Raw genomic sequence first — 16,789 nt, 5'->3', positions numbered from 1 at the left:
TCATGCCAGGTCAGTAGACCTCCTTCTCCCAGACCTTCCGGATCATCGTTCGATAACTTCGGAAGAGTTCCCCGGCACGAGGCACGAGCGGAGCAAACGTCGCGCTCTTCGCAAGCGCCTTCGTGAACCGGTCGGCGAACGCATCCAGACCAGGGCCATCGGCGCCCTCGGACGCGGCGATCGCGTGCAGGGCCGCCCCCACGGCAGGCCAGTATTCGAGGTCCTCGCGGCAGGCCGAGGGCAACGAGGGCAGGAGCGAGGAGAGCGAGTCATCGAGCTTACGCCCCAGCTCGGGATTGATCCCCCTATCGAGCTCGTCGAGGAGGCCGATGGCTTCCGACAGCCGACGGCCCGCGACATCGTCGGCGGTCTGCCACTCGCTGAACCGGCGGACCACCTGGTCGGCGGGCTGGTCCGGGTCCCACAACCATTGCCCCATCAGGAACGTGCCCGAATCGCGGGTGCGAGCCTCGAGCCGATGGCCGAAGACGGCGTCGAGCCCCAATCGCCGCGAGCCCTGGGCCCAGCGATGGAGATAGCGCAGGTGCGGCGTGGGAAAGACGTAGCTCGACTCCGGGTTCGTGCAGAAGAGGAACCCGGCGGCTCGCATTCCCAGCCGCTGCTCCAGGTCCGGAACCGGGATCGGCACGCCCTCCGGTGTGCCCACGGCGGTGATGGCTTGCGCGGGTGTCGGCGAATCCGCCAGGATGCGTCGAGCAAGGTCTTCCCGGACCTGGACCTTCATCTCCGCCTCCCAGAGCGAGAGGGGCCAGAAGTTGTATTCCACCTCCGCGGCCGGGTTGAGCTGCCGGAACAGGGAGCCGAACTCGCGGACCTGGCGGGCCAGGCTTTCGGCCTGGTGGGGCTTGCAGCCGTACTGCTCGCACCAGCAGCCGCCGGGGTCGTAGAACCAGACCTGGACGGCGTCGGCCTCGCGAAACCAGTCCATTTCGGCCTGCCAGACGGCCTTCATCGTGTCCCAGGCACCCGGAGCATTGGGGCAGACGCAGGCGAAGCCATCCCGCGCATACTTGATGTCCGCCTTCCAGTCCGGGCGGGCCAGCCAGAGATCCTTCGGCATCATCGTCGGCGAGACCATGAACGTCACCTTCAGCCCGCGCCGGTGCGCGTACCGAATGGCCTCGCGGACCCCCTCGTGAAGCCGACGGTTCTCCGGCTTCTCCGCCAGCTTCGAGCCGGAGAACATCGATTGCCCATCGATCCAGAGGTAAAAGTACCAGCGATTGAGACGTGCCAGGACCAGTCGGTCGACGTACCAGTGCCATCTGGCCGTGTCCCACCGATGAGGCGTGATGCCCGGCAGGTCGTAGCCGATGTTGAGGTACTCGCCGCGGCCGCGGATCGCCGGCGATTCGAGGAGCCGCCCTGCCTTGCCCTCGGACCATTCCGGGAACGCGATCCGCACTCCGCCCGGGTTTGCACGGAGCCTCGTCTCCAGGTCCGAGATCCCGTGCACAAGCCCCGCCGACGTCGCGGCGAGGAGCGTCACCAGCCCCGATTTTTCGGACTCGAACAGGTAGGCCTCATCGCGCCGGGATGGCGGCAGGCCCGTAAACGAGGGGTTGTCGCGATCCTCCGCGACGACCAGGCGCGTCATCGGGCCGGGATGGTTCGGGTCCTCGGGAGCCGGCCCGCCCAGGTCTCGAACTCGACTCTGGAAATGCCGGAGGGCTTCGGTGACGGTTTCGGACGAGACCGACGATTCGACGCGCCACGACTTCAGGCCGAATTCCGAGGCGGGGCTCGCCGGATCCAGAAGGAAGAGGAACGTGAGTCCGACGAGACACGGCACCAGGTCTGTCTTGCAGTTCATGAGCGGTCGCGTTTCTTGGGGGATCGTCGGCGATCGTCAACGAGGCCCCGGCGCTGGCCGCGCCGGGGCCCCATTGTACCTCATCGCCCCTCGATCTCGCGGAGTCGGTCCGCCGGAACCGTGGCCGAGGTGAGATCGCCGAAGATCACGCGGTAATCGCCGTCGTCGAGCTGCCAGCGGACGAGGACCTTGCCGGCGTCCCTGGGGGTGACGGTCTTGCCGTTGTAGACGGCCTCGGGGAAATCACGCTGGAGGGAGTTGATCCAGGAGAGGCAATATGACCCGTAGGCGAACTCGCCCTCCTTCGTCTTCCGCCATTCGAGATCGTCGTTGAGGGCCCAGCCCTGCGCCTCGCGGGGCATCTTCATCAGCGAGCGGAGGGCCTCACCTTGCTGGTCGCCGTAGACGTATTTCACGGCCGGGTACTTGCCGTCGTTGTACTTCGCGAAGATGGCGAGTCCGTCCTTGAGGTACTGGGTGATCTGATCCGCCTTGATGTGGCTGGTCGGCATCTTCGCGTAGTCGGCCGGCGGCGTGATATCGAAGAGCGCGGGATCCTGCGGCCCCCAGCGGAAGTCCTCGAACCGCATGACGACGTTGGTGTGGGGAGCGGGGGCCATGCCGACGAGATCGACCCGGACGGGGAGGCTCGTCGCCCGGTCGATCCAGACCTGGACCTTCGCGTCGGGGTGGGTGTCATCGCCGACGATGGTGGGCCACGGTACGGTGAAGCCCTCGGCCTTCACGCCGCGAATCTCCTTCGCGCCGGGGATCGGCTCGGCCTTGCCGCGGTAGTTGCCGAGGCCGCCGAAGAGGCCGATGGAGTACTCCCGAGAGGACGACTTCGGGGCGATGCGGAATTGCCTGTTACCGTGCGAGATGCGCAGGCCGTTCTGACCGGGGCGGAAGATGAGGCTCTCATCGAGCCTGTCGTCCTGGAGGTGATCCAGCCGTTCCTCGCCGGAAGGGTTCCAGAAGACATGGGCTACCAGTTCCGCGTTCTCGGTGTTGTTGTAGCCAGGCGAGACTTGGATCATGTCGCACCGGAATCCCTGAGCCCGAGACATGGCGCCGGCGACCTGGGCGAACAGGTGCGGGGGCTGGCTCAAGATCCAGGCGATGCACGCGGCGATGAGCACGGTTGCGGCGATCGCGCCGCCGGGGGCGTAGCGTTTCATGAGCTCGATCCTCGACTTGCGGACAAAAGTTGCCGGCGGGACGTCCGCCGCCAATGCCGCAAGGAGCCGCGCACGGGCGGCTCCGTCGGCCCTCGCGAAGACCGCGTGGGCGGATTCGAGGCGATCGAGCTGTTCGTCGTCGAGATCGCTCATCGGCTCACCCCACATTCCTGAAGCCACCTCGCCAGCCGTGCCTTCGCCCGTTGCAGGACGGCGTAAGTGCCGGACCGGGACCGGTTGAGCAGCCGCGCCGTGTCCTCGATGCTCCGCTCGTTGAGGAAGAAGAACCGGACCGCGAGCCGTTCCTCCTCCGGCAGCCGGGCGACGAGGCGGAGGAGATCCTCGGCGTCCTCGTCCTGGCTGCCGGCCCCCACCTGCACCGGGCCCTGTTCGGGCAACGGCTCGAACCTGCGGACTCGCCGTTGTTCCCGCACGACGAGCCGGGCGATGCCCACGAGCCACGGGGCGAACCGTGCCGGGTCGCGGAGCGTCCTCAGCGTCCGGAAGGCCCTCAGGAACGTCTCATGCGTCACGTCCTCCGCCGCATCACGTCCGGCATCCGCCGCGACCGCCCGGACCAGCCGCACCGTGCGGTCGTAGAGCGATCCGAAGGCCGCGATGTCGCCGCCCATGGCCCGTCGGACCAGCTCCTCGGTCGTCGGTTGGTCGCTCATGACAGATACTGGTGACGTGACGGGGCAACTTGTCCAGAGAAAGAAGCGGCATTTCGTCCAGCCAGCATCCTCAGGTGGATTCGTCCCACTTGCTTCAGCATCCCACAAGAGTTAAGATCGATGATCAACCTTCCAGGAGTGCGATGATCATGGAGTCCGAAACGCGCATGACCGATGCCAAGGCTCGCGTCATCCTGCCCAAGTCATTCGCCAACGCCACGGTGATCCTGGAGCACGTGAGCGAAACGGAGGTCCGGATCCGGCGGGCTCGCGTTGTTGCGGAGGATGACCTGCCGTTTGCGGAGGAGGCGAAGACCACGCTCTCGGATCGCGATCGTGATCGCTTCCTGGATCTCCTGGCCAATCCTCCGGAGCCAGGCCCGACACTTTTGAAGGCGGCCGCCCGCCACAAGGCTCGTCGTGGTTGACTGGATCGTCGAACCGCTCGCCGGCGTTCACGACCGCTCGGGCTTCTCATGCGGCCGGCCGGTGCTCGATGATTTCTTGCGGCTTCGTGCCGGCCAGTATGAATCGCGGAAGCTCGGCAAGACGTTCGTTGCGATGGCTCCAGGCGAGACGCGCGTGATCGGCTACTACACGCTCGCGGCCGGCTCGATCGACTACGCGAACCTCCCCCCGAAGGCTTCACGCAAGCTCCCCAGCCACCCGGTCCCGGTCGTGCTTCTCGCTCGACTGGCCGTCGATCAATCGGCGCAGGGGAAGGGCCTGGGCCAGGGACTCCTCTTCGACGCCCTCCAACGTTCGCTGAATCTCTCCGCGAACCTGGGAGTTCACGCCATCGTCGTCGATGCCCTGGATGATGCGGCCATTCACTTCTACGCCCACCACGAGTTCACCCCGCTGCTCGATGATCCGAGACATCTCTACTTGCCGATGGCGACGGTGGCGAAGCTCCTGCGTTGAACCCATCACCCGGAATGAGCCTCACTTCTTCTCCATCTTCATCACTCCCAGGTCCACCGGCGTGTTCGCCGGCCCGCGATCGGCCGCGGGGACATCGACGGCCCGAGTGCACGTGAAGCCCTCGAGCCCTTGCCGGCGGGTAACCTCGTAGGAGCCGAAGCGGGCGACCAGGCGATACCTGCCCGGCGGGACGTCGTCGATCCGGAAGCGGCCGTCCGGGGCCACGGTGACCGTGAGGCGGGGGAAGCCGTCCGAGTCCGCGGCCTCGCGTCCCCCGTCGATGTTGGCGAAACTCCACGGCACCTTCTCGCCGACGCCGTCAGGCAACTCCAGCCGGCCGACGATGGCCCGGCCGCTGCCGCCGAGATCGACCTTCGTCGTCCGGCCACCGGGGAGGTCGACGCGGATCTTGCACGAGGACGTGACCTCGGTGGCGCCCTGGTCCACCATGAAGGTGATGTCCCTTCCGATGATTCCCTTGCCGGGGAGAACGCGATCGAAGGCGAATCCGCCGTCGGGGCCGCTGACGGCCTCGTGGTTCCAGTTCAGGATGCGAGGGCCTCCCTTGCCGGCTGGTCCGGGTCGGTTCGGCACGACACGCACGCTGATCGGGACATGGGCCGCCGGCTTCGTCCCGATGCGGAAGGTCCCTTCGATGCGAGCCCAGGGCTCGAGACGAATGAGGCGAACCGTCTCCCATGTCGCCGGCGAGTCGATCCAGGCGTATCCCTCCGGATGCAGGATAACGAGCTGGAAGTCGCCCGCCTGGGCGGGGAGCGAGAATCGGCCCAGGTCATCGGCCGTGGCTCGCCTGCAGTCGGTGTTCGACTCGAACTCGCCGTTCCCGACGACGACCTGGGTCCCCTCGACGCCGACCGCGAGGCTCGCGCCGGCGGCGGCCTGGTTCTTCGGGGTCAGCACCTTGCCGACGAGCCCGCGGGCCCTCCTGAGCTCGAGCCGGAGGGAAACGTCCCCCTCGTCGCGTCGCACGTCTCGCGAGACGAGGCTGGCGTAGCCGTCGGCCTCGACGCGGACGAGCGTCACCGAATCGGGCCGTGAGGGGCGGTATTCGAACCGCCCGTCCGATGCCGGGAAGCTCTCCTGGTCGGACCAGCTCAACTGGTTGTTGGCGTCCCACCTCCCCCCGGGGACGACGCGGAAGGTCCGGATCGGCTCCTTCGTCTCCGCGTCCACAACCTGCCCGGCGATGACAAGCGTCGGCGGCAGGCGGAAGGTGACAACCCTCGCGGCGTCGTGGGCCGGGATCGGCTGTTCAGGAAGCTGCGTGCCGCCGGGCGGGCAGATATCGGCGACGAGGTCGTCGAGCGGCGCCTCGTCCCAGGACCAGTCGCCATTGTCGTCCGCATACTGGTTCACGCCGTCGAACTCGAAGTACCGGAACGGCCCCCGCCAGCGCTGGAAGAAGATCCGGGCCTTCGGGACCGGCTTGCCGGCCGCGTCCAGGACCTTGACCTTGAGGCCGGCGGCAGGCTTCATGGTGAAGTCCACGGGGCTCATGCCGTCGGCAAGTTGTTGCTCCTTCATGTCGGTCGCATGGCCCTTCGCCAGGACGACGATTCGTGCCATCTGTGGCTCGCAGCCGACCAGGCGATAGGAGCCGTCCTGGGCCGTTCGTGCCTCGCGTCGGTCATTGTTGAACCTTGTCCGAACGATCGCCTCGGCGATCGGCTTGCCGGCCTGGTCCGTGACCTTTCCCGTGACGATCAGGCCGCGCTCCAGGACGAGCCGGGCGGACGGATCGCGGCCCTCGGTCCGCTCGAACTCGGCACGAGAAAGCGACCGGCGGAGGGGACGGAACATTGGGTGATTGACCTCCACCCCCACCTGATCCATCGACCGGGGGACATCCTCGAAACGCCATCGTCCCTCGGGATCGGTGGTCGCCGTGTCTCCGCGATAAAGTGGCATCGCGCGGCCGGGGGGGTTCTTGATGGCGATGCTCAACCCCAGGGAGGCTCCCACCACGGGCTTGCCGTCGGGATCGACGACGACCCCGCCGATCTGCCAGGCCGGATCGAGCTCGGCCGCAACATGTTCGGGGATCACCGTCGCGTGCTCGCCTGATCGCCATTCCGCGTAATATTGCCCGTAGCCCTGCTTCTTCACGAGGATCTGGAGGTCCTTGCAGTCGGGTGGCAGATCGATGACAAGCACGCCTTGCCCATCGGTTGTGGTCGTGAACAGACTCCTGAACAGCATCCGCCCGACGAGCTTGCCCCGTCGGATCCCCAGCTCCGGAGTCTGGATCTCCACCGTCGCCTCTGGGATTGCCTTGCCGCCCGGTCCAACAACCTTGACCTCGAACTGGCGGACCTTCGAGACCGGTACATCCTGCGGTCGCGCTTCGACCACCGGCGGCTCGGCCGTCCGCAGCCCGGCCGCCAGCACGAGCGCGGACAACGTCGCGACCGTCAGTCCCGCCGCGGCCAGCACGGTCACGGCAACCGTTGTCCGCACCAGGAGTTGCCCGCGGAGGAACGCCCCGGCCAGCGTCGCCGCCGCAGTCGGCGTCACTTCCTTCGCCACCGCGCCGACGGCCAGATCGCGAACGACGGCCGACAGCGCCGCGGCGAGCAACTCCGGCGCGACCGCCGCCGGCGCCGTCGTTTCCAGGCCCTCGGCGACCGCCAGGGCCGCCGTCGGCGCCAGCCCGCGGCGGATCAGACGGTCCCGCAACCGATCCCGCCCTCGCTGGAGGCGGCCCCGGAGGACGCCGGGCCGCCAGCAAAGGCGGTCGGCCGCGTCTTCCCGCGAGAGACCTTCTAGGCCGCAAAGGACCACCGGCAGGCGGTACTTCTCCGGCAGGCGGCCGATCTCCTCGTCGACGATCGACCGGACCTCCGCGGATTCCGCGGATGATCCGGGATGCGGCCCGGTCGCTTCCCCACGGGCGGCCTTCGCCTCCTCGATCCGCCGTCGCGCCTTCCCCGCGCGAGCCCGCGCGGCGACCCGCCAGGCGACGCCGTGGAGCCAGGGGGCAAGCTCCGGCAGGCTCTCGACCGACCGGGCCCGGCGGAGCAGCACCAGGAACGTGGCCTGAAAGGCGTCGTCGGAGTCGGCCCCCGGCCCGAGGATCCGCCGGCAGACGCCCAGCACCATCGGCCCGTGCCGCTCCACGATCGCGGCGAACGCCCCCTCATCCCCGTCGACGACGAACCGCCGCAGCAGGTCGCCCTCGGAGGATGCGGCTGGCATGCAGCCACCGAAGACCGCTTCCAGGTTCCGAGCCAGCGTGCCCACGTTGCCAGATACTGCCTTCATCGCCGCTCCCCCGGGCCTTCCCCACCGACTGTCCATTCTCTCTCCATCCTGATAGTGCGTCGAGCGCCGGCCGAGGCACGGTCCTTCCGGGAATCGATCGGAATGCCCTCCCCTAACATGCAGAATATACTGCACATCAGGCTTGATCGGGGCCGGCACGTGCAGTATGTTCTGCATATTCAAGAGGGAGGGAGCGAACGATGCCGCGATTCACGCCGGGCGAGCTGAAAGTGATGCGGCTCCTGTGGGAGCACGGAGAGATGAAGCCCGCGGAATTGCAGGGGCGGTTCCCGGAGCCGATCAAGAACCCCGCGCTGCGGTCGTACTTGACGATCCTCGTGGAGAAGGGGCACGTCACGCGGAAGAAGGTGGGCAAGGCGTACGTCTACCGGGCGGCCACGCGGCCGCGGTCGGCCCTCCGGACGATGCTCGACGAGCTGGTCGACGCGTACTGCGGCGGCTCGGCCCGGGCGCTTGTGATGAACCTGATCCGGTCGGAGAAGCTGAGCGCGGAGGAGCTTCTCGAGCTGAAGCGGCTCGCGGATGAGGAAGGCGATTCATCAACATCCAACAGAGGAGGGCCGAGATGAGGGGAGGCGTCGTGATGCGGCTGTCCGAGTCGTTCGCCACAGTCTCGCCGATGACGCAGGTCCTCGCGAAGGCGACGGTCCTGCTCGTGCTGGCCTGGGCGGCCCACGTGATGCTCTTGCGGTGCAACCCGCGGTGGCGAGTGGCCCTGTGGAGGTCCGTGCTCTGCGGCCTGGCCGCCCTGCCCTGGCTTGCGATGACACCGCCGATCCTTACCTGGCGGCTGTCCGGCCCGTCCGTGAAGGCCGCTCCGATCGCGGATGAGATGGACGAGGAACCACCTCCCGTGATCACCACGGTGACCGACCCCCTCCCGGCCGTCTCCGGGACCATGGCCATTCCGCCCGCCCCGCGGCCCGTCCCCACGCGGCAGGAGCCGCCGAGGCGTGAGGACGCCGGTGGTTCCGTCGAGGCGCCGTCGCCCGTGTTCTCATTCAGGTTACCCGAGCCGCGAGACTGGTTCTTCACCGCGTGGCTTTGCGGGGTGGTCGTGCTGTCGCTCCGCACGGCGATCGGCGGCTGGCGGATTCGGGGAATCCTCGCGAGGGCCAAGGATGCCCCGAAGTCGATCCAGGACGAGGGCCAGCGGATCGGCAATGACCTGGGAGTCCGGCCGGTCCGGATCGCGGCCACGGACGACGTGCTCTCGCCCTGTCTGGTCGGATTGCGGCGGCCGGTCCTGCTCCTGGGCCGGATCGACATCGAGGGACCGTACGAGCTACGTGCCGTGCTGGCCCACGAGCTCGCCCATGTCCGGGGCCTGGATCTGGTCTGGAACGCACTGGCGGGCGTGGCGGAGATCGTGCTCTGGTTCCATCCCCTGGCCTGGCGGATCCGCGGGGCGCACGCCCTGGCCTGCGACGGCGTCTCGGACGCGGTCGCGGCCGACCTGCTGGGCGACGTCGCCGGCTACGGTCGGACGCTCGCCCGGATGGCGGTTCGGGTGTCCGGCATTTCTCCCGCGCATGGGCTGGCGATGGCCCGTCCGTCCCAGGTTCGTCGCCGAATCGAGGCACTCGGCCGCATGCTGTATCGGTCGCCGCTGCCGAGAGCGGCTGTGCTGTCGGCACTGACGGTTTTCGTCCCGATCGTGGCGATCGTTGGTGGGTTTGCTGTTGCGCAGGCCGAAACGTCGCAGGTCCCCGGGGAGCCGTCGCGGCCGCCTCTCGCGGCCGCGCACATCGGCGCGATCGAGGCCGTCGCCGTGCTCGCGGACGGCAAGGCCGCCGCCGGGGCTCAGGTCGCCATCATCAAGCGAGGAGAGTACACCAGCTTGTCCGGCTCCCGCGTGCTGTCGAATGGCCGGAGCGCCCTCCTGGCGGCCGACGATCGGGGGCGATTCATGATCCCACCCCAGGATGATCCGTATCTGGTTTTGGTCTCGCATGACGAGGGCTTCGCCGCGATTCATCCGGATGAGCTCGCGAAAACGCCCCGGCTTGTGGTTACGCCCTGGGGGCGGATCGAGGGCCGCGTGCAGCTCGGCGACTCGCCGGGCAAGCAAGTTCCCATCACCTACACGCCGCAATTGCCGAACCGCCGGGGGGAAAACTACTGGCTGATCCTCAGCGGCTCGACCAGGACCGACGCCGAGGGACGGTTCGTCATCGAGAGGGCCTTGCCGGGGCCGGGCAAGCTCGTCCGCGGGCTGAGCCTCAACCACATGACGTCCTGGGGCTGGCAGGAGAGTATCGAGGTCCCCGCCGGCGGTTCCGTGAACGTCACCATCGGCGGCCGGGGCCGGGCGGTCACCGGCCGCGTCCTGCTCGCCGGGGCGCCGCCGGTCGCCGTCAACTGGCCCCAATGGCAGCCCGTACAGCTGGTCACGAAGACCAACCGCTGGGGATCGCAGGGCGAGGGACGGCGCTCGTACCCCTCCGCGCTGGACCTTGAAGGACGCTTCCGGATCGAGGACGTCCCCGCCGGCGAGTACGACCTGCGACTGACGCTGAACGACCGGCCTCTCCGGGACGGTGAGGAGCCGCCCCAGATCGTCCGGACGTCGCGGACCGTGGTGGTCCCCGAGGGGCCGCGAACCGTCCCCCTTGACCTGGGTGACGTCGCGGCCTCGCCGCTACCAGGCCTGGCCGTCGGTGCCTTGGCCCCGGGGTTCACCGTGCCGAAGATCGGAGGCGGTCGGATCCGGCTGGAGGACTTCGCGGGGCAGCTCGTCCTGCTTCACTTCTGGATGGCCTCGACCCATTTTCACGAGCCCGATGCGGCCGTGCTCAGGGAATTGCACCAGGCCCTGGGCGGCAACCCGCGGTTCGCCCTGATCGGACTCTCGTGCAATGGGAACTTGCCCGATTCTGGGGCCGTAGCACGGGAAAATGGCCTCGTCTGGCCGCAGGGTCTTGCCGGGCCACTTCACACCGGTCCGGGCCATGATTACCTCCTCCGCACCGTCCCGGCGAATTTCCTGATCGGCCCCGATGGGCGGATCCTCGCGAAGGACTTGCACGGTGAAGCCCTGAAGGCCCTGGTCATGCGATCGCTCGCGGACGAGAGCCTCTTCGACCCCGCGAGGCTTGCCGGCCGTCCCTCGCGGTTCCCGATCACGAAGTTCGAGGTCGCCCCGGCCGAGGAAACCCCGCCGTCCACACTTCCGGCCGCGGTTGTTCTCGAGGACTCGGATCCGGAGTTCGAAAATGCGCGGCCCCAGCACGATACCCTGCGGTTCCTTGATGGCGGCGGCCGCGAGATTCGCGTACTGAAGGACTTCGCCGTGGCCATGGAGTCGGGCAGCGACCGCAGGATCGCGGTCGATCCGGCTCGAGGACGGATCTACGTGGCGGAAAACGTCGCGGAACGACTGAGTGTGCTGGACCTGGACGGGCGGCTGCTCTGGCGGGCCGCCGGGATCCGGGCGTCCTGCTTGGCCGTTGACCCGGCGACAGGCAACCTCTGGTGCAGTGGCGGCCACACCTTCGACAGTGGGGAGACCGTGGTCCTGGATCCCTCGGGCAAGCTGGTCGACTCGTACCCCGTCGCCGGCATGGACATGGCATACGACCCCAAGACGGACGCCTTCTGGCTGGCCAGCAAGTGGATTCGCAAGCTGAACCGCAGGGGTGAGATCCTGTTCGCGAAGCCCTGCGACGGCTTCTCGTACGCCTCGATCGCCGTCAACCCGACCGACGGAAGCGTCTGGCTCGGCGAGCGCAGCCATCCGGATCTGGCAGGGAGTGCAAACCGGCTCTGGCACCTCGACGCGGAGGGGCGGATGATCCGGGTCCGTCGCATCGAGGGCAAGGACTTCTACGGAGTCGCCTGCGACCCCGGGACGGGCGTCGTCTCGACCATCGGCCTGGACGCCGAGGTCCTCCGGTTCTCGGCCGACGGCCGCTCCCTGCCCACCTTCGCCGTGCCGCCCCGTGCCACCGCCGTCGCCTTCGGCCTCGACGGCTCGATCTGGGTCGGGACGAAGCCGGAGATCCTTCACCTCGCCGCCGACGGCAAGGTCCTCTCGCGCACGGCCCGAGGCCCAGGCTCGTCCGGCGATGTGGCCTGCATCGCCGTCCTGCCGGCCAGGTAGGAGGCGCCGACGGCACGGGGGCTCAGTCCACGGGCCGACCGTTGAAAACGATGGTCTTGCCCTCCAGGGCCGGATTGCGGGCGAAGTGCACGGTCATGCCGGCGGGGGAGCGGCAGGTGACGGTCAACGTCTTGCCGTCGAGCTTCCAGTCGATCACGACGGGGCCGCGGGCGGTGGCGACCGTGCCGCGAGCCCAGCTCAGGCCGGAGGGACGGGGGCTGATCGTCGCTTCCGCGGCGCCCGGCGCGGTGGCCCGGTAGCCGAGGATGATCCGCGGGAGGTAGTAATTCGGGGCCGACGACCAGGCGTGGCAGTGGCTCCGGGTGGGGAAGCCACCGCCGCCGGTGGTGCCGGACGCATACGACTCCCAGACGGTGGTGGCGCCGGCGTCGAGCATGGGGAGGTAATTCTCGCGGATCGACGCGATGATGGCGTCGTCTCGACCGATCTTCTCGAGCGCGTGGTAAAGGTAGAGGGCGGCGAACGGGGAGCCGACCTTCACCGTGCCTTCAGGGGGAGCGACCGTGTTGCGGACGGCGGCGTCGCGGGCCTCGGGCGGGACGACGTCATAAAGAAGCGCGAGGAAGCTCGTGTGCTGAGAGGTGGACGGGCTGATTGAGCCGTCCTCATGGATCGAGTCGGGATAGGCGCCCCTGGCCGCATTCCAGGTGCGGTTGATGCCCGCGACGAGGCGGCCGCGGAAGGAATCAAGCCAGGCGTCCTGCGAGTGATCGCCGACCGCATGGCCCAGGCGTTTGGCGGCGTCGATGGCACCGACGCAGAAGAGGCTGTTATGCAGCACCGTGTGGTGGGCGGAGTCGATCCCGGTCCAGTCGAAGAAGTTCCAGTAGGGGGCGCTCAGGAGATCCCGGTCGTTGAGCAGCTTTTCCGTGCCCTTGAGGTTGGCGACGACGGCGGGCCAGTAGGGGCGGACGGCGTCGGCGTCGCCGGTCTCGGCGTAGTAGTCCCACACGGAGAGCCCCCAGAGGAACGACCAGTTGGGGATGAGGACGTCCCAGCACGAGGGGGTCTGGCAGCCGGCGATCGGCAGCCGGCCCACGCTTTCGGCGGTGAGCCGAATGCAGCGCAGGGCCAGGTCGTGGGCGCCGAAGGTGTTGTAGGCGAAGAGGGACTCGTTGCGGGCGTCGCCCACCCAGTGGGTCTGCTCGTACAGGGGACAGTCGGTGAAGGTGTCTTCCATGCAGAGCTTGAGCGTGCGGGTCGAGATGTCAAAGATCCGGGTGAGACGCTCGTCGCTGGCGGCGAAGGAGCCGATCGGCTGGACGGGGTAGGTCGATTCGATGAGCCGGAGCTTTCGAATCGTGGCCGGCGCCGTCAGGCCGCGAAAGGTCACGAACAGAAATCGCTGGCTGCGTCGCTTGAGCGAGGTGTAGCGGTTGAGGCCCTCGCGGGTGATGAATCGCATGCCATTGCGGTAGTTGCCGGTGAACTGGATCCGGCCGTCGGGGGCAAGGTACTCGACGCCGAAGATGTCGATGGTGGCGCCGGCGGGGGCGTCGAGTTCGAGGTCATAGTGGCCGACGTTCTGCTCGCCGAGGTCGTAGAGCAGCTCGACGTCGCCGCCCGCGCTGGGGTGGACGACGGCGGCACCCGCGGGGCCCGCCGCGGTGAGGGCCTCGGGGTGGTCGACCTTCGGCGTATGACCCGCCTCGACCTTGCGGTGGGTGAACTGCCAGTAGGGGTCGAGGACGAACATGGTGGAGGAGGAGAGCAGGCGGGCGCGAGGGGCGAGGGCCGTCCTGAACGCGTCCAGGTTGGTGACGTCACGGAGGGCCTCGGCGCGGGCCTTGCTGAAGCCGTCGCTGGCGGCCTTGAGCCTGGGGACCTCGGCGGTGAAGCCGTTCCAGGTCTGGTCGGAGCCGACTGCGGCGAACTCGGCGTAGGGGAGGAAGCACCACGGGTTTTCGTGAGCGGGGTCAAGGGGGTTGGACAGGGTGTAGCCGTCGGTCTGGCGGATGCGGAAGGACTGCTCCTTGTTGTGAGTGTAGATGGCGGAGACATAAGCGAGGACCAGGTGCTTGCCGGGTTCGAGCGAGACGGGGGTTCCGGACCTGATCGGCTTGCCGTCGATGGCGGCGTCGAGGCCGTCGGTTTCGAGGTCGAGCGTGATGGGCCGGGCGTTCTCCAGGACCGTGGCCATGCCGCAGGACATCGCGGTGTGGTTGTTGGCCTCGATCAGTCCGGGATGCATGAGGACGGCGGCGGGGAGGCAGAAGTTCGTGCCCCTGGCCGAGACGACGCTGGCGGCGAGGAAGCTCTTGATGGGGAACGGCTTTCGCGTGAGCAGCAGGACGTCGCGGGGCCTGAGTCCGGACCAGGGGCCGCCGGTGGTGGCGGCGACGACGCGGGCGGCAGACCAACGAGGGGCCTCGGCGTCGGCCGAGTGGCGTGCGTCGTGGATCTCGAACGGCTCCATCTGGATGCTGACCTTGGGGGTATTGCGGACGTAAGCGGTGGCCTCGGCGGCCTGCCAGGAGGAGTCGGTGGTGAGGAGGGTGCGGAAGGAGCCCTCGACATCGGCGGCGTCGAGCTGGGCGAGGAGCCCGGGGCGCTGGGGGACGTGGTGGAAGTCGCCGACGCCGTAATAGCGGGCGAGGATCTCGACCTGGTTGGTGCCGGGCCGGAGGTAGCGTGTCACGTCGAGGACGTCGTATTCGAAGTGGTCGGGCCAGCCGCGGCCGGGGCCGTCGGCGACCCACTGGCCATTGATGGAGAGGCGGTAATACGTGTCGGCCGTGACCCGCAGGACGGCCGTCCGCGGGACGGCCTCCAGGGAAAGATCGCGGCGAGCGAGGATGACCAGGTTGTAGGATTCGGCGGGCGGCGTGTCGCGGTCGAGCCAGATCCAGGAGGCGGCGAGCGGCGGGAGCTTATCGAGAGCGGCGCCGGCATGGGTGGTTACGGCCAGTGCCAGGAACACGGCGAGCGGACGGACGCAGCGGATGATCATGACGACATCGCCTTCTTCGTGGAGAGGTCAGGAGCCTTGATGGGCTCGCTGCGCCAAGGCTACCACGGGGGCGAGGTCAACTCCATGGTCCGGGACTTCCGCGGGATGGCCGGAGCTGTCGCCATCCCGAACCTCGAAATCACGGACCGAGGCCGCTTGCCGTCGCGCAGGGTCTTTGGGTGGCCGTGGTGAAACACCACGGGACCGCCTCAGTCAACCAGCAAGGTCCGTCCGCCGCCACGGCCCGATCGTCCGTGGTGTTCCACCACGGCCACCCCGCCACCTTCCCGGCGATGTGAGAAACGGCTCCGTCAGTCTCGCAGCAACCGCCCCATGGCCTCCATCAGCACCCGCTCGACGCCCGGCGCGACCAGCGAGGACCTCGGCTCGGTCTCGTAGCCCCCCTGGGAATAGGCGATCTCGGTGCCGATATAACCGGGCGCATAGTCGCCGTAGGCGGCCATGGCGACGAACAGATCCGGCCGGAGCTTCTGGGCGGCGAGCTGGTACTCGACGAAGAGCTCCCCGGGCATGTGCAGGACGCGGGCCGATCCGAGGCGGAGGCACGCCAGCTCGATCGTCTCGCCGGCCTTGCAGCGGCGGAGCCACGCCAGCTCATTGGCGGCGATGGCCCGATCGCGATGCTTCGCGGCCGCGTCCTTCAGCGTCGCGACCAGCTTCGCCTCGTCAAGATGCGGCGCGACCGGCAGGGCGACGGAGGCCACCTTCCAGGAGACATCGGCGGCCGCGATGGGCGTCTTCTTCGTCGCCTTCCAGGCCCGCTCCATGCCCGCTGCGACGCGGTCGGCCAGGACCTGGCGATTGGCGTGGGAGCCGTCGTTCCACTTGCCGGCACCGATGTCACCGCCGGCGCCGTTGAAGTGGATATGGGGGACGCCCGTCGCGTCCTGCCGCGCATTGCGGGCCATGCCGGGGAAGTCCGGATTGGCCTTGCCGGTCAGGTAGTAGCTCTGCGGATGGGTGGCGTAATACGACAGCGCCGCGATGGGCGTCTCGCCGTCCCAGAAGCTGATCATCTTGAGCATCGGGTCGATCGTGCCGACGGGCATGTCGCGGACCTTCGGATCCGGGCACGCCGTGTAGCGGACGTACTGGACCTTGCCGTCGGGCCCGAGGATCCGCCTGGTCGAGGCGACCTTCTCCACCTCGGCCTCGCCCAGCCCTAAATGCGTCACCGGCCTGGCCGCGCCGATCGCCGAGCGGACGGCCGCCGCGGCATTCGCGATCACACGGCGGTTGAACGCAGCGTCGAAGAACTCCGCGTTGATCCCCTGCTCCGCGAGCAACCGGTCGGCCGTGAAGTCGCAATGGGGCGCGTCGTGCTGATGGAGCGTATGGACCCGGACGCGATCGACCGTCGTCCCGGCGGCCTCGGCGAGTGCCCTGCGGAACTCAGCCTGACCGTCGTTGCCGATCCCGATCCAGTCCACCGCGCAAAGCACGATCGGCGTGTCCGCGCCGGTCAGGACGACGCCCCGGCAGCGGAGCGGAAGCTGGACCTCCCGGGTCGGGTTGTACGCCATCGGGCTGCCGATCGCCGGCGAGGCGTCCACGTCGAAGACGCCGACCTTGAGCGCAGGCTCGCCCGCAGCCTGGGCCTGCATGAAGCACGCCGCGAGGCCCGTCATCAACGCCGCGATCCTCGAAACCATGTGCGGTCCACTCCCCCTGATGCGTCACTTCCAGTTCGTCCCGGTCGTCCACCAGCGACGACCCCGGTGCGGCATTCTCGCATACGCGGGGGTGGACCGCACGGGTTTTCGACCGCGAGCCCCGGCTCTC

At 68.3% G+C, this 16,789-nt stretch carries 10 protein-coding genes; 4 read left to right on the top strand and 6 right to left on the bottom strand.

The window, feature by feature from the left end; genetic code table 11:
- Window positions 1-10: 10 nt before the first annotated feature.
- The 3 genes from G6O54_RS21420 to G6O54_RS21410 all read right to left on the bottom strand — a co-directional run bounded on the left by G6O54_RS21420 (window position 11) and on the right by G6O54_RS21410 (window position 3,686).
- Window positions 11-1,834: an alpha-amylase family protein gene (locus G6O54_RS21420; protein WP_165227828.1), complete on the bottom strand. Its 1,824-nt coding sequence runs from the start codon at window positions 1,832-1,834 to the stop codon at window positions 11-13.
- A gap of 80 nt (window positions 1,835-1,914) precedes the next feature.
- Complete coding sequence (locus G6O54_RS21415) at window positions 1,915-3,165, bottom strand: hypothetical protein (protein WP_165227826.1); 1,251 nt, start codon at window positions 3,163-3,165, stop codon at window positions 1,915-1,917.
- Window positions 3,162-3,686, bottom strand: a complete 525-nt coding sequence (locus G6O54_RS21410) for an RNA polymerase sigma factor (protein WP_165227824.1) — start codon at window positions 3,684-3,686, stop codon at window positions 3,162-3,164. Before G6O54_RS21410 ends, G6O54_RS21415 begins: the two co-directional genes overlap by 4 nt.
- Window positions 3,687-3,835: 149 nt before the next feature.
- Between G6O54_RS21410 and G6O54_RS21405 the strand changes: the two genes are divergently transcribed.
- Both G6O54_RS21405 and G6O54_RS21400 read left to right on the top strand, forming a co-directional pair.
- On the top strand, window positions 3,836-4,114 hold the full coding sequence (locus G6O54_RS21405) for a type II toxin -antitoxin system TacA 1-like antitoxin (protein WP_165227822.1): 279 nt from the start codon (window positions 3,836-3,838) through the stop codon (window positions 4,112-4,114).
- A complete protein-coding gene (locus tag G6O54_RS21400) occupies window positions 4,107-4,610 on the top strand; it encodes a GNAT family N-acetyltransferase (protein WP_165227820.1) in 504 nt (167 codons plus the stop codon). The genes G6O54_RS21405 and G6O54_RS21400 overlap by 8 nt, the downstream gene beginning before the upstream one ends.
- 21 nt (window positions 4,611-4,631) lie before the next feature.
- Here G6O54_RS21400 and G6O54_RS21395 read toward each other — a convergent pair whose 3' ends face one another.
- Window positions 4,632-7,892, bottom strand: coding sequence for a sigma-70 family RNA polymerase sigma factor (locus G6O54_RS21395; RefSeq protein ID WP_165227818.1), 3,261 nt, complete (start codon window positions 7,890-7,892; stop codon window positions 4,632-4,634).
- Between the two features lie 200 nt (window positions 7,893-8,092).
- Here G6O54_RS21395 and G6O54_RS21390 point away from each other — a divergent pair, with 200 nt between their 5' ends.
- Together G6O54_RS21390 and G6O54_RS21385 are read left to right on the top strand one after the other, a co-directional pair.
- A complete protein-coding gene (locus G6O54_RS21390) occupies window positions 8,093-8,482 on the top strand; it encodes a BlaI/MecI/CopY family transcriptional regulator (protein ID WP_165227816.1) in 390 nt (129 codons plus the stop codon).
- Window positions 8,479-12,015, top strand: coding sequence for a M56 family metallopeptidase (locus tag G6O54_RS21385; protein WP_165227814.1), 3,537 nt, complete (start codon window positions 8,479-8,481; stop codon window positions 12,013-12,015). The genes G6O54_RS21390 and G6O54_RS21385 overlap by 4 nt, the downstream gene beginning before the upstream one ends.
- Before the next feature lie 22 nt (window positions 12,016-12,037).
- Here the strand turns inward: G6O54_RS21385 and G6O54_RS21380 are convergent, their stop codons facing one another.
- Both G6O54_RS21380 and G6O54_RS21375 read right to left on the bottom strand, forming a co-directional pair.
- Complete coding sequence (locus G6O54_RS21380; protein ID WP_165227811.1) at window positions 12,038-14,986, bottom strand: alpha-L-rhamnosidase-related protein; 2,949 nt, start codon at window positions 14,984-14,986, stop codon at window positions 12,038-12,040.
- A gap of 311 nt (window positions 14,987-15,297) precedes the next feature.
- Entirely contained in the window at window positions 15,298-16,659 is a 1,362-nt protein-coding gene (locus tag G6O54_RS21375) for a hypothetical protein (RefSeq protein ID WP_165227809.1), read from the bottom strand.
- Between the last annotated feature and the right edge of the window lie 130 nt (window positions 16,660-16,789).

It is taken from the genome of Aquisphaera insulae (assembly GCF_011064615.1).
In the GTDB taxonomy this organism is placed as follows: domain Bacteria; phylum Planctomycetota; class Planctomycetia; order Isosphaerales; family Isosphaeraceae; genus Aquisphaera; species Aquisphaera insulae.
The sequence above is the reverse complement of the archived record's forward strand: the minus strand, read 5'-3'. Positions and strand labels throughout refer to the sequence as shown.